Below are 17,076 nucleotides of genomic sequence, written 5' to 3' on the forward strand. Positions count from 1 at the left end.
ATGACGGCGCAGCCTCATCCACCGCTGGCCATCCCGCTCAGCGCCGGCTGGTGCGGGTGCTGACGTCGACCCAGACGGCCAGGACCAGAATGCTGCCCTTGACGATCATCTGCCAGTAGCTGTCCACGTCGAGCATGGACATGCCGTTGTCCAGGCTGGCGATCACCAGGGCGCCGAGCAGGGCGCCGTAGACGGTGCCGGAGCCGCCGCGCATGGAGGTGCCGCCGATGAAGCAGGCGGCGATGGCGTCCAGTTCGCCCATGGTGCCGGCCGAGGGCGAGCCGGCGGCCAGGCGGGCGGTGTTGACCAGACCGGCCAGGGCGCACATCACGCCCATCAGGCCAAAGATGCCGAGCTTGATCGCCTGGACGTTGATGCCCGACAGCCGCGTGGCTTCCAGGTTGCTGCCCACCGCATAGATGCGCCGGCCGAATACCGTCTGGCTGGTGATGTAGCTGAATACCCCGAGCAGCACCAGCAGGATCAGCACCGGCACCGGGATGCCGTCGTAGCGGTTGAGGGTCTGGATGAAGGCCACCAGCACCACGCCGATCACCACCACCCGCAGCACGTCGCGCCACAGCGGCGCCAGGGCGAGGCCGAGGGTCTTGCGCTTGCTGCGCTGGCGCCAGGTCAGCACCACGGCCACCGCGAACAGCAGCACGCCCAGGACGCTGCCCACCACCGGCGGCAGATAGCCCTGGCCGAGGTAGACCAGTTCCGGCGACACCGGGGCGACGGTGACGCCGCCGGTGAGACCGAGCAGCACCCCGCGAAAGGCCAGCATGCCGCCGAGGCCGACGATGAAGGACGGTATCCCCCGATAGGCACTGAGGTAGCCGTTGATCAGGCCGATCAGCAGACCGCCGGCGGCCACCGCCAGCAGGGTGATCGGCAGGGGCACGTGGTAGGTGACGTCGAGTATCGCCGCCACCCCGCCGAGCAGGCCGAGTTGCGAGCCCACCGACAGGTCGATCTCGCCGGCGATGATCACCAGCACCATGCCGCAGGCGAGGATGCCGGTGATGGACATCTGCCGCAGCAGGTTGGAGAGGTTGCGCGGGGTGACGAAGCCGCCTTCGGTCTGCCAGCTGAAGAACAGCCAGATCAGGGCCACGGCGATCAGCAGGGCGAGCATCTTGTAACGGGTGAACAGCTGTTTCACGGCGCGCATCAGAAGTGCTCCCGGGCTTGGGCGACCGCCCGTTCGGTGGTGCCCAGGGCCGCGGCCAGTACCCGCTCCTGGGTCAGATTCTCATTGGGGAAATCGCCGCGCAGCCGGCCTTCGCCGAGCACCAGCACCCGGTCGGAGACGCCGAGCACCTCGGCCAGCTCCGAGGAGACCATGACGATGGCCACGCCCTCCGCCGCGAGCAGGCCGATCAGCCGGTAGATCTCGAACTTGGCGCCGACGTCGACGCCGCGGGTGGGCTCGTCGAGGATCAGCACCTTGGGTCGCGCCAGCAGCATCTTGGCGAGCACCGCCTTCTGCTGGTTGCCGCCGGAGAGGCCGGTGATGGGCAGGAAGGGGCTGCTGGTCTTGAGTTGCAGCCGGGCGATCTCGGTGTCGATGCAGGACAGTTCCGCCTCGCTGTCGATGCGACTCAGGTGGGCGAATCTGTCCAGCACCGTGAGGGTGATGTTGGAGCCCACCCCCAGGTCGGGAATGATGCCCTGGCGCTTGCGATCCTCCGGTACCAGGCAGAGGCCGGCGCGAATGGATTTCAGTGGGGTGCGGGTGTCGATGCGCTGGCCATTGAGCCAGACCTCGCCCTCGTAGCGGCCGTCGTAGGCACCGAAGATGGCCGAGACCAGCTCGGTGCGCCCGGCGCCCACCAGCCCGGCGATGCCGAGGATCTCACCGGCGCGCACGGCGAAGGAGACGTCGTCGACGCGCTTGCGCTGGGGATTGTCGACATCCAGGCAGGTGAAGCGGCGCGCCTCGAAGATCACCTCGCCGATTTCATGGGGAATCTGTGGATAGAGATTGGTCATGGCGCGGCCGACCATCTGGGTGATGATGCGGTCGATGTCCATCTCGGCCATGGGCGTGGTGGCGATGTGCTTGCCGTCGCGGATCACCGTGATGGTGTCGCAGATGGCCGCCACCTCGTCGAGCTTGTGCGAGATGTAGACGCAGGCCACGCCCTGGGCCTTGAGGTCGCGGATGATGTCCAGCAGCACGGCGATCTCGGAGGTGGTGAGCGCCGAGGTCGGTTCGTCGAGGATCAGCAGCCGGGCGTTCTTGTTCAGCGCCTTGGCGATCTCCACCAGTTGCTGCAGGCCGCCCCCGTACTGGGACACCGGCAGGGCCACGTTCATGTCCGGCACCTTGAGCCGGCGCATCAGCTCGGCCGAGCGCTGCAACATGGTGGGATAGTCCAGCCGCCCGCCGAAGCGGCGCGGTTCGTGGCCCATGAAGATGTTCTCGGCCACGGACAGATCGGGCACCAGGGTCAGTTCCTGGTGGATGATGACGATGCCGGCTGCCTCGGATTCGGCGATGGACTGGGCCTCCAGGGGCCGCCCGTCCCAGCGGATCTCGCCTTCCCAAGTGCCGTGGGGGTAGACCGCCGAGAGCACCTTCATCAGGGTGGACTTGCCGGCGCCATTCTCGCCGCACAGCCCTACGCATTCGCCCGGACGCACCTTGAGATCGATGCCGTCCAGCGCCCGCACCCCGCCAAAGCTCTTGGCGATGCCGTGCATTTCCAACAGATAGTCGGCCATGGCCGCTCCTTGCCCAGGGGCCGCCCGACGCCAGGCGTCAGGCGACCAGCCGGTGGCCAGTGGTTATTTGCCGTCGATCTGGGCCTGGGTGTAGAAGCCGTCCTTGACCAGCAGGTCGACGTTGTCCTTGGTCAGCTCGGTGGGCGTGAGCAGCAGGGTGTCGACCTTCTTGGTGCCGTTGTCGTAGCTGGAGTTGAAGGCCGGCTTCTCGTTGCGCACCAGTTGCACCGACAGCTTGGCCGCCTCGGAGGCGATCAGCTTGAGCGGCTTGTAGACGGTCATGGTCTGGGTCCCGGCGATCACCCGCTTGATGGCGGCGAGGTCGGCGTCCTGGCCGGACACGGCCACCTTGCCGGCCAGCTTCTGCGCGGCCAGAGCCTGGATGGCGCCGCCGGCGGTGGCGTCGTTGGAGGCGACGATGCCGTCGATCTTGTTGTCGTTGGCGGTCAGGGCGTTCTCGACGATGGCCAGGGCTTCGGTCGGGTTCCACTCCTTGACCCACTGCTGGCCGACGACCTTGACGTCGCCCTTGTCGATAGCCGGCTGCAGGACCTTCATCTGGCCCTGGCGGAGGATCTTGGCGTTGTTGTCGGTGGGCGCGCCGCCGAGCAGGAAGAAGTTGCCCTTGGGCTGGGCCTTGAGCACGCCATTGGCCTGCATCTCGCCGACCTTCTCGTTATCGAAGGAAATATAGGCGTCGATGTCGGCGTTGAGGATCAGGCGGTCATAGGAGATCACCTTGACCCCGGCCTTCTTGGCCTCGGCCACCACGTTGTTCAGCACCGTGGCGTTGAAGGGCACGATGACGATGGCGTCCACGCCGCGGGAGATCAGGTTCTCGATCTGCGACAGCTGGCGCTGCTCGTTGGCGTCGGCGGATTGCACATAGACCTTGGCCCCGAGTTGCTCGGCGGCGGCGACGAAATAGTCGCGGTCCCGGGCCCAGCGCTCCAGACGCAGGTCGTCGATGGAAAAACCGATCTTGGGATGCTGGGCATCGGCCTGGGCGAAACCGGTGGTGCACAGGGCGAGCAGACCGGCGAGCAGGGTCGTCTTGAAGTTCATGATGGCGTCCTTGGTTATTGTTGTTGTGGAGCAGGCGAACGGGTTCGAGTGTAACGATTCAGCGGTCTTGCACAAGCGGGTCGGGCAGGCATTTCTGCCGACCCGCTCTCGCGGCCGCTAGCGATACAGATAGCGGTTGACGACGCCTTCGAGCATTTCCTGGCGACCGCTCACCGGCTGGGGCGCCAGGCCCTGGCTGAAGGTGTGTTCGGCGAGTTGTTCCAGGTTCAGCTGGCCACCCAGGATGCGTTGGCCGAGGGACTGCTCCCAGCCGGCATAGCGCTCGGCCTTGAACTTGCCCAGGGGGTCGTCCTGCAGCAGTGCTGCGGCGCGCTCCAGGGACAGGGCCAGGGTATCCATGGCGGCTACGTGGCCGTGGAACAGGTCCACCTCGTCCAGGCTCTGGCGGCGCACCTTGGCGTCGAAGTTGAAACCGCCGCGGGTGAAGCCGCCGCCCTTGAGGATCTCGTAGATCGCCAGGGTCATCTCCTCGACGCTGTTGGGGAACTGGTCGGTGTCCCAGCCGTTCTGCGGATCGCCGCGATTGGCATCGATGCTGCCGAAGACGCCCAGGGCCACGGCGCTGGCGATCTCGTGCTGGAAGCTGTGGCCGGCCAGGGTGGCGTGGTTGGCCTCGATGTTGACCTTGATCTCCTTCTCCAGCCCGAACTGCTGCAGGAAGCCGAAGACGGTGGCCACATCGTAGTCGTACTGGTGCTTGGTGGGCTCCTGGGGCTTGGGCTCGATCAGCAGATCGCCCTGGAAGCCGATGCGGTGCTTGTGTTCCACCACCATCTGCATGAAGCGGCCGAGTTGCTCGCGCTCGCGCGCAAGGTCGGTGTTGAGCAGGGTCTCGTAGCCTTCGCGGCCGCCCCAGAGCACATAGTTCTCGCCGCCCAGGCGGTGGGTGGCGTTCATCGCGGTGCAGACCTGGGTGGCCGCGCAGGCGAAGACTTCCGGATCGGGGTTGCTGGCAGCGCCGGCGGCGTAGCGCGGATGGCTGAAGCAGTTGGCGGTGCCCCACAGCAGCTTGAGGCCGGACTCGCTCTGGTGCCGCTCCAGCTCGTCCACCAGGCGGGCGAAGTTCTCGCGGTACTCGGTGAAGTTGGCGCCTTCGGGGGCGACGTCGGTGTCGTGGAAGCAGTAGTAGTCCACGCCCAGCTTGCTGAAGAATTCGAAGGCCGCGGCGGCCTTGGCGCGCGCCTGTTCCAGGGGCGAACCCGCCGCCTGCCAGGGCCGCTGGAAGGTGCCCTGACCAAAGACATCGCTACCCGGCCAGACGAAGGTGTGCCAGTAGCAGACCGCCATCCGCAGGTGCTCGCGCATGGGTTTGCCCATGACCAGGCGGTCGGCCTCGTAGTGGCGGAAGGCAAGCGGGGAATCGCTGTCGGGCCCGGCGTAGCGGACCTTCTCGACATTGGGGAAATAAGCCATGGCGTTGTCCTTGTTCTTATCTAGCGCACCCGATACGGCGTACCGGTTTGCGTCGATGGTAGCGCCGCCACCTGGGCTGCCTATTGTGAAAATCACCAGGGCCAGGTGCGATTTTGCTGCTTGAGGGGCGGGCTCGCCGGTCGTAGTCTGGAGCCCCACCCGCGCTTCCTGCCGGAAATCCGCCATGCCCAGCCAGCCGCCCGTGCACCGTGTCGCCCTGCTGTTCAACGGCAGCAAGATCTACGATCGCGGCATCCTGGCCGGCATTGGCAACTACCTGAGCGGCACCCGCGCGCGCTGGGATCTGTTCCTGGAGGAGGATTTCCTCTGCCGGCTCAAGGGCATCGAGCGTTGGCAGGGCGACGGCATCATCGCCGACTTCGACGACCCGGCGGTGAGCGCCGCCCTGGCGAACAGCGCGCTGCCGGTGGTGGCCGTGGGCGGCTCCTATGCCGCGCCAGGCGACTACCCGCCCGGCATTCCCTATGTCGCCACCGACAACGCCGCCCTGGTGCGGCTGGCCTACGATCACCTGATCGAAGCCGGGCTGACCCGCTTCGCCTGCTTCAGCCTGCCGGCTGCCGACACCAATCGCTGGGCCGGCGAACGCGAGGCGGCCTTTGCCGCCCTGCTCCGCCGCGATGGCCTGCCGGTGGAAATCTATCGCGGCCTGGAAACCAGTGCCCCGCTGTGGGACACGGCCGTGGAACAATTGATCGCCTGGCTGCAGGCGCTGCCCAAGCCGGTGGGCATCCTGGCCGTCACCGATGCCCGGGCCCGGCAGCTCCTGCAGGCCTGCCTCACGGCAAACATCCCGGTACCGGAACAGGTGGCGCTGGTGGGTATCGACAATGACCCGCTGGCCCGGACCCTGACCCGGGTGCCCCTGACTTCGGTGATCCAGGGCACCGAGGCCATCGGCCGCGAGGCAGCGCGACTGCTGCATCAGCGGCTGCACGGCGTCGAACTCGGCGCACCACGGGTGCTGATCCCGCCCGAAGGAATCAACATCCAGGCCTCCAGTCGTCATCAGGCGGTGCGCCATCCCCAGGTGATGCGCGCCCTGCACTTCATTCGCCAATACGCCTGCCAGGGCATCAAGACCGCCCAGGTGGCCAGCTACGTGGGCATCTCCCGGTCAGCGCTGGAGATGTCCTTTCGCCGCGAGCTGGGCCGCAGCGTCCATGACGAAATTCTCGGCTTCAAGCTGGCCGCGGCCGCGGTCGCCCTGCAGGAAGGGGCGCCGAGCCTGGCCGAGGTCGCCCGGCGCTGCGGCTTCACCTCGGCGCAGTACCTGCACTCGGTGTTTCGCCGCGAATTCGGCTGTACGCCGCGACAGTATCAGCAGCGCCCCGTGGCGCTGAAAGACGCCCATGAAAAAGCCCGTCCGGAGACGGGCTTTCAGGAAGGGACCGTGGCTTATTTGCCGACGGTCTGACCCAGGAACCAGGCACGCTCTTCGGCCTGGTCGATCCACTCTTCCAGCAGGCTGGTGGTGGAGACGTCGTTGGCGTCGTCGGTCAGGGTGTGGGTGGTGCGCATGTAGGCCGCCAGCGACTGGTTGTCATCATGCAGCTCGGTCAGCATCTGATCGGCCGACAGGTCGGTGGCGTCGCTGCTGGCCAGGCGCTTGAGCTGCACCATCTGCTCCAGGGAGCGCACGGTGGGCTGACCGATCTTGCGCGCACGCTCGGCGATCAGGTCGGTGATGCCATACAGCTGGGTGGCCTGCTCTTCCAGCAGCAGATGGTAGTCGCGGAAGTGCGAGCCCTTCATGTGCCAGTGGTAGTTCTTGGTCTTGATGTACAGCGCGAAGACATCGGACAGCAGCACGGCCAGGGCTTCACCTACGGCCTGCTGGTTCTGCAGGGTGGCGTCTTCGCCCTGATGGGCCTTCTGTTTGACGTTAGAAACGGTCTTGAGTTCTTGCTTGGCATTGGCAACGGCCATGAGAGATCTCCTGTCAGGACGTGAAAGAAAAAAGGGGGTTCGCGGTAGTGGCGCGAACATCAACGTCTGTGGAAATCGACCCCGGCAATGGAAAAATCGTTCATCGAATTCCTGTATCGCCATCATGGGCAAGACGAATGGTCGCCACCGTTGCGACTGCGTTTCATTGTCCGCCCTAGAGGCCACGCTGGGGCTTGCCGCTACGCTTGTAGCTAGCCCTGTAGGTAAAGCCGTTTGTCCGTTGTGCCATTAAACGACCACCTGGCGCGAACTGCGCGTCCTTCCGCCCGGTCACCTTAAAGGTAAGGCACACGAACGGTCGCCGAGAGTTCTCTGCCGGCCACTACAAGGTTCTGCAACAGGTACCCAATTATGACGAATCCCCTCGATACGCCGAATGGATCCCGTTCCCAGGCCACGGAAGGCTCTTCGGCCGAAGCCCATCTGCACGACCTGAAAGATGTCGCTCGGGACACGGTGCAGGACGCCAAGCAAGAAGGCGCCGCGCACTATGAACACTACCGCGATACCGCAGCCGATCAGCTTGGTGCGATCGCCCAGAGCGCTCAGGCCGCCGCCGAGGAACTCGAAGACAAGGACACCCTGGGCCTGGCGCACTATGTCAGTGACATGGCGCAGAGCTTGACTGGACTGGCGGAAGACCTCCGGGGCAAGAGCGCCGAGCAGTTGCTGCATCAGGCCGGCACCCTGGCCCGGGACAACCCGGCCCTGTTTCTCACCAGCAGCATCGCCATCGGCTTTGGCCTGTCGCGCTTTCTCAAGGCCTCCAGCCAGCCGGACACCGGCAGTACTCACCGCACCAGCGGTCCGGACGAGGTACCTTCGCTGACCACGCCGTCAGTGGCAGCGGAAAACGAACTGGTGGAGCCGGCAGCCGGTGCCGATGTCATCCATACCAGCAATATTCCCAAGGGTCCTGACGTCCATACGCCAACCACGACGCGCGGCGGCGACCCCATTGGCGGCGCGGCGATCAACCCGGCCCGTAGCGACAGCAGCCTGACCACCGGTACCGCATCCAGCCAACTGGATCGCCCCACTCTGAGCGGAGACAAGCAGCCATGATCAACGAGAATCCCACTCCGCGGCCCACCGAGGGCGATACCTCGGTCGTCGGCCTGGTCAAGCAACTGGTCCAAGAGGTCCCGGCGCTGTTCACCAAGGAACTGGCGCTGGCCAAGGCCGAACTGGGCGAATCCCTGCGCACCACCAAGGCCGGCGTCGCCGGCGTGGCGGCCGGTGCCATCGTGTTGCTGGCCGGCTTCATCGTCCTGCTCATGGGCGTCGTCTACTTCCTCTCCCAGTACCTGACGCCCTGGGCTGCCGCCCTGCTGGTGGGCGCCGTGGTCATGGTGATCGGCTTCATCATGCTGCAATCGGGCAAGAAGCAGTTCGAGCCGGCCCACTTCACCCCTGATCGCACCGTCAACAGCCTGCAGAAGGACAAGGACGCCGTACGGAGAGCCGCGCAATGAGCATCGCCAATCAAGTCGACCACGAGTCCCAAAAGAATCCCGAAGAACTTGAACGGGAAATCGATCAGAAGCGCGGGCATATAGAAGACCTGGTAGGAGCGCTGGAAAGCCGGCTCTCACCCGGCCAGCTGTTCGATCAGGCACTGTCCTACACCAAGGGCCACAGCGGCGAATTCGCCCATAACCTGGGCAATACCCTCAAGGCCAATCCCGTACCGGCGGTGCTCACCTCGGTGGGCCTCCTGTGGCTGGCGCTTGGGCAGAACCGTAGTCCGGCCCCGGCCAGCGCGGGTAGTCCGCTCAAGGACAAGCTGGCCGGTGCCAGTGAAAGCCTGGGCCGAGCCATGGGGTCGGTCGCCGAGGGCGCCGGGCATACCCGCGATTCGTTGAATCGGGGCAGTCATGATGCACGCGACAAGGTCGCCGGTCTGAGTGATCAGGTGTCGGCTAAGGCTTTCGAGACCGGCGAGCGACTGGCCGATACGGCGGCGCAGACCAAGGATGCCCTTGGCGCCCAGGCGCAACAGCTCAAGGGCACCTTCGATACCCTGCTGCGTGAACAGCCCCTGGTGGTAGGGGCCCTGGGCATCGCGCTCGGTGCTCTACTAGGTGCCTCGCTGCCGCGGACCGAGACTGAAAACCGCGCCCTGGGCAAACACAGTGACAAGCTCACGTCGAAGGCGAAGAAGGCGGCCAGCAGTGGCTACGAGCAGGTCAAGGCCACCGGCCGGGAAGTGGCCGACGGGGCTCGTCAGGGTAATCATGACGATGGCGACCAGGCCAAACCCAGGAACCTGGGCAACGATCCCGATGCCGGAGTCGAATCCATGGCCGGCTCACCGGCGGCAGGCACCGGCAGCACCCTGGGCGCTACCCAGGCCACGGCGGGCATGAACGTCGGGCGGACGGCAGCCACCGGCAATACACCGGGTGCGGTGGGCGACGAAAGCGGCATGGCCACCCCGCGTAGCCTCTAACAAGACGACACCGTCGGGGTCAGGGAACGACCCCAGCACCAAAAGCAAAGGCGCACCGGTCTGGATCGGTGCGCCTTTGTTGTGTCGATCATCGCGGTCTTAGTAGCCCGGATCCGGATTTTCCTTGGACTGCTCGGGCCGCTGGTGATTTTCCGGACGCTGTTCTTCGCCGCCCTGATTAAGTTCCTTGTGGGTCTCGCCGACCTTGCCAGCGTTTTCCGGCTTGTGGTCGAGATCGTCGCGCTTGGCCATGATGCTCACCTCTTGTGGCTGAATCCTTTAGGCAACGGGGCGGGGCCAGGGTGCCCTACCGCAGGTCAACGCAAGGGCGGCGCCATGAATTCCGGCCCCACGGGGTCCTTGACGTGCTCGGTGAGGATGGCGTCGATGGCGGCCAGGTCCTCGGTGGACAGCTGCCAGCCGAAGGCCTCGTCCAACCCCTGCAACTGCTCGGGTTTGCGGGCGCCCCAGAGCGCGATGGTCGGTCCCTGATCGAGGATCCAGCGCACCGCCAGGGCCAGCACCGATTTGCCATGGCGCTCGCGGGCAAAGGCGGTCAGGGCCTCCACGGCTGCCAGGTACTGGGCGAAGCGCGGCGGCCGGAACTTGGGATCGCCCTGGCGCAGGTCGTCGCCGTCGAAGCGGGTCTCCGCGTTCATGCGACCGGACAACAGCCCGCGGCACAGGGCGCCATAGGCCAGCACCACCAGGCCGTGACGCTGGGCATAGGGCAGGACATCGGCCTCGATGGCACGCTCGAACAGGTTATAGGGCGGCTGCACCGTGGAAAGGTTGGCGAACTGGCGGAAGGCCTCCAGCTGCTCGGGCGAATAGTTGCTCACGCCGATGGCGAGGATCTTGCCCTCCTGCCGCAACCGCTCCAGTTCGCGAGCGGTTTCTTCATGGGGCACCTGGGGATCGGGCCAGTGCACCTGGTAGAGGTCGATGCGATCGGTCCGCAGGCGGCGCAGTGAATCCTCCACCTCCTGGCGGATGCGTGCCGCGCTGGCATTACGACGCACCTGTTCGTCCGGCCATTCCAGGGCGACCTTGGTGGCGATCACCGCCTGGTCACGGATACCTTCCAGGGCCTTGCCGACGATTTCCTCGGAACGACCGAAGCCGTACACCGGAGCCGTGTCGATAAGGTTGATGCCGCCATGCACGGCGCCACGAATGGTCTCGATGGAACGGGCCTCGTCAGTGCCGCCCCACATCCAGCCACCGATGGCCCAGGTGCCAAGGCCGATGCGGGAAACGGGGGTGTCGATACCCGGGATGCGCAGGGTTTCACTCATAGAGATCTCCAGGCGAAGACGCCAGTCGGAAGGATTAACCTTGTGAGGCTAATTCAAAAGGCGTTGAATGGGGCTCAACGAACTCTTGACCCTTATCGCGCGAGTCTCGCTCATGCCGACCCTCAATCGCGGCGAACTGGCCGATCTCAACGTCTTCGTCGCCCTGGTCCGCCGCCGCAGCTTCCGCCAGGCCGCCATCGAACTGGGAGTGACCACCTCGGCGCTGAGTCATGCACTACGTCAGCTGGAGACCCGCCTGGGGGTCAAGCTGCTCAACCGCACCAGTCGCTCGGTAGTGCCCACCCTGGCGGGCGCTGCGCTGGCGGAAAAGCTGGAGCAGGGTTTCGCCCTCATCGGCGATGCCCTGGGCGAGCTGGACCAGCACCGCGACGCCCCGGTGGGCCGGCTGCGGCTGAGCGTGCCGCGGGATGCGGCGCGTCTGCTGGTGACCCCTACCCTGCCCCGGCTGCTGGCGGCCTATCCGCAACTGCAACTGGACATCAGCGTCGAAGATCGCCCGGTGGACATCGTCGCCGATGGCCTCGACGCCGGCATCCGCTATGGCGACACCGTGCCCCAGGACATGGTCGCCCTGCCGCTCACCGACGAACTGCGCTGGATCGTGGTGGGCGCGCCCTCTTATCTGGCCAGCCACGGTCGGCCCAGACAGCCGGAGGATCTCGCCGAGCATCGCTGCGTACGCCTGCGACTGGGCAATGGCACCCTCTATCGCTGGGAGCTGGGCAGCGGCGTCACGACCCGGACCCTCGACGTGCCAGGGCCTCTCACGGTCAACGAGACCGAGACTTCGATCCAGGCCGCCCTCGACGGCCTGGCGCTGGCCTACTGCCTGGAATGGCGAGTGGCCGGGGAACTGCGCGACGGGCGCCTGGAGCAGGTGCTGCCAGACTGGGCTTCCCCCGGCGCGCCGCTGTGCATCTACTATCCGAGTCGACGCCAGCCCCCGCCAGGCTTGCGCCAGCTGATCGAGGCCCTGCGCCAGACCTGGACCGAGCGCCACCCTTGAGCGGGCGAACCAACCGGCGCGCCCAGGGGTCCCCTGACGACGTCCGTTGATTCCACGACCAAGGAGCCCGTCGTGTCCGACGCCACCGCCGCCCCGCTCGATCAGCCCCAGCCAGTGACCCGCGAGCTCAGCCCCCGGGCGCTGCTTACCGGTGCGCTGCTGGGCATTCTGCTGACACCCGCCAACGTCTATGCCGGGCTCAAGATCGGCTGGTCGTTCAACATGTCGATCATCGCCCTGCTGGTGAGCTATGGCCTCTGGCATCGCCTCGGGCGACGGCTGCAGCAACCGGGCTGGACGCTGCACGAGAGCAACATCAACCAGACCGTGGCCTCGGCGGCCGCCAGCATCGTCTCGGGCGGGCTGGTGGCGCCCATCCCCGCCTATACCCTGCTGACCGGCCAGCAATTGCCGACCCTGCCGCTCATGGGCTGGGTGTTCGCGGTGAGTTTTCTCGGCATCTGGGTGGCCTGGTATCTGCGTCCCCTGCTGCTGGCCGATGCCAGTTTGAAATTTCCCGAGGGCCTGGCCACCCTGGAAGCGCTGCGCCAGGTCTATGCCAGCGGCGCCGAGGCCCTGGCCCGGCTACGGGTACTGCTGGGCGCGCTGGCGCTGTCGGCAGCCGTCAAGCTGGTGGATACCTTCGCCTGGGCACTGCCGCGGGCAGCGCCCTCGCCCGCGCTGGAGCGACTGACCTTCAGCTTCGATCCCTCCCTGCTGCTGCTCGGCTTCGGCGGCATCATCGGTCTGCGCGTCGGGCTGTCGCTATTGCTCGGTACGCTGCTGGCCTGGGCGGGCGTGGCGCCCTGGCTGCTGGCCAGCGGCGTTGCCGACCTGCCGGCGGACGCCAGCGGTCCGCAATATGGATTCCTGGTGCAATGGCTGCTCTGGCCGGGGGTGAGTCTGATGGTCAGCGCCACCCTGGCCTCGCTGGCGGTACGCCTGATCACGCTGCCTCGCGGTGAGCGGCAGCGCCGGGGTTGGCGCCGGCCACGGGCCTGGCCGCTGGCGCTGCTGGTGGTCGCCGCGCTGTTGGTGGTGACGCTTCAGGTCCGCTTGTTCGGCATCGATCCCTGGCTCGCCCTGATCGCCCTGCCACTGGCGCTCTTTCTCGCCGCCATGGCCGCGCGGGTGGTAGGTGCCACTGGCATCCCGCCCATCGGTGCCATTGGCCAGCTGTCGCAGCTGACCTTCGGCCTGGCCGCCCCTGGCCAGGTCAACATCAACCTGATGGGCGCCAACACCGCCGGTGGCGCGGCCGGCCAGAGCACCGACCTGATGAACGACTTCAAGGTCGGCAAGGCCATCGGCGCCACCCCGGCCAAGCAGGTGGTCGCCCAGTGCCTGGGCATCGCCCTGGGCGCGGTGACCGGGGTGCTCACCTACCAGGTGCTGATTCCCGATCCCCAGGCACTGCTGCTCAGTGCCGCCTGGCCAGCGCCAGCGGTGGCCCAGTGGAAGGCAGTGGCGGAAACCCTGACCCAGGGCCTGGGTGCACTGGATGGCGCCATGCGGCTGGGCATCGTCCTCGGCGCCCTGGCCGGCTTGCTGCTGGGCCTGGCCGAAGCCCTGCTGCCAGCGCGGCGCGCCCATTGGCTGCCCAGCTCTGCGGCCCTGGGCCTGGCCTTCATCCTGCCGGCCTCGGTGTCGCTGATGATGACCCTGGGCGCCCTGCTCACTGCATTGGTGCGTTGGCGAGCACCAGGCGTGGCCGAGCGCTTCGCCCTGGCGGCCGCCGCGGGTCTCATCGCGGGAGAAAGCCTGGCCGGCGTGGGCGCGGCGTTCTGGCAGATGTTCTTCAGCTGAGCTGCGACATCTTGTCAACTGGACAATAATTTCCAGACGTAATGTCTCGAATCTTTCAGCAACCTTTCAAAGTCAGCAATTTCGGGGGTTCCAGTCCGATTCAGCTTGCCAGCGCAGTTTTGCAACACATATGGTTACAAATAGCGCGACCCACCCACAGAGGCCTGGGCGCCCTTTGCGCGAGCTGTCTCCATAACAAACCCAATCGAGCTAGCAGTCATGGCCACCACCTCGAAAGCCAAATCCGTGTTCCGCGTCGTCAGCGGAAACTTCCTCGAAATGTACGATTTCATGGTCTATGGCTTCTATGCCACGGCCATCGCCAAGACCTTCTTTCCCGGCGACAACGAACTCGCCTCCCTGATGCTGTCGCTGGCCACCTTTGGCGCCGGCTTCCTGATGCGGCCGCTGGGCGCCATCTTCCTTGGTGCCTATATCGACCGGCACGGTCGCCGTCACGGCCTGATCGTGACCCTGATGCTGATGGCCCTGGGCACCCTGCTGATCGCCGTGGTGCCGGGCTATGCCACCCTGGGCGTCGCCGCGCCGCTGCTGGTGCTGCTGGGCCGCCTGTTGCAGGGCTTCTCCGCTGGCGTGGAGCTGGGTGGCGTGTCCGTCTACCTGTCGGAAATCGCCACCCCCGGGCGCAAGGGCTTCTTCGTCTCCTGGCAGTCCGCCAGCCAGCAGGTCGCGGTGGTCTTCGCCGGCGTGCTGGGCGCGCTGCTCAACCACTGGCTGTCGCCCGCCGAGATGGGTGAATGGGGCTGGCGCATTCCCTTCCTGATCGGCTGCCTGATCGTGCCCTTCCTGTTCATGATCCGTCGCTCCCTGGAAGAGAGCCCGGAATTCGAGGCGCGCAAGCATCGCCCGACCTTCCGCGAGACCATGACCTCCATCCGCCAGAACTTCGGCGTGGTGCTGGCCGGCGTGGCCATGGTCTCCATGACCACCGCCTCCTTCTACCTGATCACCGCCTACACCCCGACCTTCGGCAAGCATGAGCTGAACCTGACCGCCCTGGACAGCCTGATCGTGACCGCCTGCGTGGGCGTGTCCAACTTCATCTGGCTGCCGGTGATGGGCGCCCTGAGCGATCGCGTCGGCCGTCGTCCGCTGCTGATCTTCGCCACGGTCCTGGCCATCCTCACCGCCTACCCGGCGATGATCTGGCTGACCCACGCCCCGGGCTTCTCGCGCCTGCTGATGGTCGAGCTGTGGCTGTCCTTCCTCTATGGCACCTATAACGGTGGCATGGTGGTCGCCCTGACCGAGGTGATGCCCGCCCATGTGCGCACCACCGGCTTCTCCCTGGCCTACAGCCTGGCCACCGCGACCTTCGGCGGCTTCACCCCGATGGTCTGCACCTGGCTGATCCAGGAGACCGGCAACAAGGCCGCCCCCGGCATGTGGCTGACCCTGGCCGCCGTCCTCGGCCTGGTCGCGACCCTGACACTGTTCAAGGGCAACACCGAGCCGCGCTTCAAGACCGTGACCGCCTGACAGCCCTGTCGCAGAGCGGCAGGTCCTGCCGCTCTCGCATTCGCACGGGTCGTCTCTCACACGGATCTGTAACAGCCTTTTGCTAGGGTTGCAGCCAGGCGACCGCACTGGGTGGTCGCTGTGCCGGAGCCCACCGATGTCTTCCCTTCCCCGCCTTCTCGCCGGTCTGGCCGGCGGCCTGCTGTCGCTTACCGCCGCTGCCACCGAGCTGACCCACTGGCCGGCCGATGCCGCCCGCCAGCTCGATGCCCTGATCACCGCCAATGCCAACCAGGGCAACTACGCGGTGTTCGACATGGACAACACCAGCTACCGCTATGACCTGGAAGAGGCCCTGCTACCATTCCTGGAAATGAAGGGCGTGCTGACCCGCGAGACCCTGGATCCTTCGCTCAAGCTGATCCCCTTCAAGGACGTCGGCGGCCACCAGGAAAGCCTCAACAGCTACTACTACCGGCTCTGCGAGATCGACGACCTGGTCTGCTATCCCTGGGTCGCCCAGGTGTTCTCCGGCTTCACCCTGCAGCAGCTCAAGGGCTATGTCGACGAACTGATGGCCTACGGCAAGCCGATCCCGGCCACCTACTACGGCAAGGACGACAAGGTCGAGACGGTGGAGGTCAATCCGCCCAAGCCCTTCACCGGCCAGCAGGAGCTCTATCACAAGCTGATGGAGAACGGCATCGAGGTCTATGTGATCAGCGCCGCCCACGAAGAGCTGGTGCGTATGATCGCTGCCGATCCGCGCTACGGCTATGGCGTGAAGCCGGAAAACGTCATTGGCGTCAGCACCCTGCTCAAGGACCCCGTCAGCGGCCAGCTGACCACCGCCCGCAAGCAGATCGCCGAAGGCAAGTACGATCCCAAGGCCAACCTCAGGCTGCAGGTCACGCCCTATCTGTGGACCCCGGCCACCTGGTTCGCCGGCAAGTACGCGGCCATCCTCACCTACATAGATCCCTGGAAGAAACCCATCCTGGTGGGCGGTGACACCCCGGTCAGCGACGGCCCCATGCTGTTCCAGGGCGTGGACGGCGCCAAGGATGGCATCCACCTGTGGATCGATCGCAAGGCCAAGTACCGCACCCAGATCGAGGCGATGATGAAGAGCAACGCCGAGGGTCAGGCCAAGAGCGGTGTGGCGGTCAACGCCGACAAGCACTGGGTGATCGTCAAACCCGAGGATATCCAGTAGGCCAGCGTCCGCCTGGCGGGCTAGACTGCAGGCACCCCTCGCCTGCCTTGGAGCCCACCATGGAACACCTGGTCCTGACCGTCATCGCCCCTGATCGTCCCGGTCTGGTGGAAGCCCTGGCCGACTGCGTAGCCGCCCAGGGCGGCAACTGGCTGGAGAGTCGCATGGCCCATCTGGCCGGGCAGTTCGCCGGGATCCTCTCGGTGGAAGTCGAGCCGGAATTGCGCAACGGTCTGGTGGAGACCCTGCAGCAGCTGGCCATTCCCGGCCTGCGCATCCTGGTGGGCGAGCCGGGCCAGCCGGCTGCGTTGGGTGCACCGCTGGTGCAGCTCGACCTCCTGGGCAACGACCGCGTCGGCATCGTCCGCGACATCACCCGGGCGCTGCATCAGGTCGGCGTCAATGTCGAACGCCTGTCCACCGAGACGCGCCCGGCGCCCATGAGCAGCGAGGTGCTGTTCCATGCCACCGCCCTGCTGGCATTACCGGCGGACCTGGCCCTCGAAACCCTGCAGGCCCATCTGGAAACCCTCACCGACGACCTGATGGTGGAGCTCAAGCTCTATCGGCACGGGCACGATTAGCTTCATAGACCGAT

General features: G+C 66.1%; 16 protein-coding genes. 9 read left to right on the top strand and 7 right to left on the bottom strand.

Annotated features, from left to right (window positions below; all coding sequences use genetic code 11):
• Nucleotides 1-37: 37 nt before the first annotated feature.
• The 4 genes from ACUCV0_RS10720 to xylA form a co-directional block, all read right to left on the bottom strand.
• Complete coding sequence (locus tag ACUCV0_RS10720) at nucleotides 38-1,174, bottom strand: sugar ABC transporter permease (RefSeq protein ID WP_482212656.1); 1,137 nt, start codon at nucleotides 1,172-1,174, stop codon at nucleotides 38-40.
• The gene (xylG, locus tag ACUCV0_RS10725) at nucleotides 1,174-2,730 is read right to left on the bottom strand and encodes a D-xylose ABC transporter ATP-binding protein (RefSeq protein WP_271653661.1); all 1,557 of its coding nucleotides are present in this window, start codon (nucleotides 2,728-2,730) and stop codon (nucleotides 1,174-1,176) included. Before xylG ends, ACUCV0_RS10720 begins: the two co-directional genes overlap by 1 nt.
• A 63-nt stretch (nucleotides 2,731-2,793) precedes the next feature.
• Nucleotides 2,794-3,795, bottom strand: coding sequence for a D-xylose ABC transporter substrate-binding protein (gene xylF, locus ACUCV0_RS10730; RefSeq protein ID WP_059313239.1), 1,002 nt, complete (start codon nucleotides 3,793-3,795; stop codon nucleotides 2,794-2,796).
• A gap of 117 nt (nucleotides 3,796-3,912) precedes the next feature.
• Entirely contained in the window at nucleotides 3,913-5,229 is a 1,317-nt protein-coding gene (xylA, locus tag ACUCV0_RS10735) for a xylose isomerase (RefSeq protein ID WP_482212657.1), read from the bottom strand.
• 184 nt (nucleotides 5,230-5,413) lie between these two features.
• Here xylA and ACUCV0_RS10740 point away from each other — a divergent pair, with 184 nt between their 5' ends.
• Nucleotides 5,414-6,667 (top strand): XylR family transcriptional regulator, encoded by a 1,254-nt coding sequence (locus ACUCV0_RS10740; protein WP_482212658.1) that lies wholly within the window; start codon nucleotides 5,414-5,416, stop codon nucleotides 6,665-6,667.
• On the opposite strand, the gene ACUCV0_RS10745 is transcribed toward ACUCV0_RS10740, so the two are convergent.
• The gene (locus ACUCV0_RS10745; RefSeq protein ID WP_059313236.1) at nucleotides 6,649-7,179 is read right to left on the bottom strand and encodes a Dps family protein; all 531 of its coding nucleotides are present in this window, start codon (nucleotides 7,177-7,179) and stop codon (nucleotides 6,649-6,651) included. The genes ACUCV0_RS10740 and ACUCV0_RS10745 overlap by 19 nt on opposite strands.
• A gap of 372 nt (nucleotides 7,180-7,551) precedes the next feature.
• Here ACUCV0_RS10745 and ACUCV0_RS10750 point away from each other — a divergent pair, with 372 nt between their 5' ends.
• Genes ACUCV0_RS10750 through ACUCV0_RS10760 form a run of 3 tightly spaced genes read left to right on the top strand, consistent with a single transcriptional unit; the run spans nucleotide 7,552 to nucleotide 9,652 of the window.
• Nucleotides 7,552-8,265: a hypothetical protein gene (locus ACUCV0_RS10750; RefSeq protein WP_271653658.1), complete on the top strand. Its 714-nt coding sequence runs from the start codon at nucleotides 7,552-7,554 to the stop codon at nucleotides 8,263-8,265.
• Nucleotides 8,262-8,675 carry a phage holin family protein gene (locus ACUCV0_RS10755; protein WP_059313235.1) on the top strand — a complete coding sequence of 138 codons (414 nt, stop codon included), beginning with the start codon at nucleotides 8,262-8,264 and terminating at the stop codon, nucleotides 8,673-8,675. The genes ACUCV0_RS10750 and ACUCV0_RS10755 overlap by 4 nt, the downstream gene beginning before the upstream one ends.
• A complete protein-coding gene (locus ACUCV0_RS10760) occupies nucleotides 8,672-9,652 on the top strand; it encodes a DUF3618 domain-containing protein (protein WP_482212659.1) in 981 nt (326 codons plus the stop codon). Before ACUCV0_RS10755 ends, ACUCV0_RS10760 begins: the two co-directional genes overlap by 4 nt.
• 99 nt (nucleotides 9,653-9,751) lie before the next feature.
• Here the strand turns inward: ACUCV0_RS10760 and ACUCV0_RS10765 are convergent, their stop codons facing one another.
• Both ACUCV0_RS10765 and ACUCV0_RS10770 read right to left on the bottom strand, forming a co-directional pair.
• Nucleotides 9,752-9,904 (bottom strand): hypothetical protein, encoded by a 153-nt coding sequence (locus tag ACUCV0_RS10765; RefSeq protein ID WP_167348550.1) that lies wholly within the window; start codon nucleotides 9,902-9,904, stop codon nucleotides 9,752-9,754.
• A gap of 65 nt (nucleotides 9,905-9,969) precedes the next feature.
• Nucleotides 9,970-10,950, bottom strand: coding sequence for an aldo/keto reductase (locus ACUCV0_RS10770; RefSeq protein WP_482212660.1), 981 nt, complete (start codon nucleotides 10,948-10,950; stop codon nucleotides 9,970-9,972).
• A gap of 112 nt (nucleotides 10,951-11,062) precedes the next feature.
• Here ACUCV0_RS10770 and ACUCV0_RS10775 point away from each other — a divergent pair, with 112 nt between their 5' ends.
• The 5 genes from ACUCV0_RS10775 (at nucleotide 11,063) to ACUCV0_RS10795 (ending at nucleotide 17,062) form a co-directional block, all read left to right on the top strand.
• Entirely contained in the window at nucleotides 11,063-11,977 is a 915-nt protein-coding gene (locus ACUCV0_RS10775) for a LysR family transcriptional regulator (RefSeq protein WP_271653655.1), read from the top strand.
• Nucleotides 11,978-12,049: 72 nt separating this feature from the next.
• The gene (locus ACUCV0_RS10780; protein ID WP_482212661.1) at nucleotides 12,050-13,783 is read left to right on the top strand and encodes an OPT/YSL family transporter; all 1,734 of its coding nucleotides are present in this window, start codon (nucleotides 12,050-12,052) and stop codon (nucleotides 13,781-13,783) included.
• Nucleotides 13,784-14,002: 219 nt separating this feature from the next.
• Nucleotides 14,003-15,283 carry an MFS transporter gene (tcuC, locus tag ACUCV0_RS10785; protein WP_059313231.1) on the top strand — a complete coding sequence of 427 codons (1,281 nt, stop codon included), beginning with the start codon at nucleotides 14,003-14,005 and terminating at the stop codon, nucleotides 15,281-15,283.
• A gap of 136 nt (nucleotides 15,284-15,419) precedes the next feature.
• Nucleotides 15,420-16,478: an HAD family hydrolase gene (locus tag ACUCV0_RS10790; RefSeq protein ID WP_482212662.1), complete on the top strand. Its 1,059-nt coding sequence runs from the start codon at nucleotides 15,420-15,422 to the stop codon at nucleotides 16,476-16,478.
• A 59-nt stretch (nucleotides 16,479-16,537) separates the two neighbouring features.
• A complete protein-coding gene (locus tag ACUCV0_RS10795) occupies nucleotides 16,538-17,062 on the top strand; it encodes a glycine cleavage system transcriptional repressor (protein ID WP_482212663.1) in 525 nt (174 codons plus the stop codon).
• The last annotated feature ends 14 nt before the right edge of the window (nucleotides 17,063-17,076 follow it).

This window comes from Pseudomonas sp. VMV1 (genome assembly GCF_056790235.1).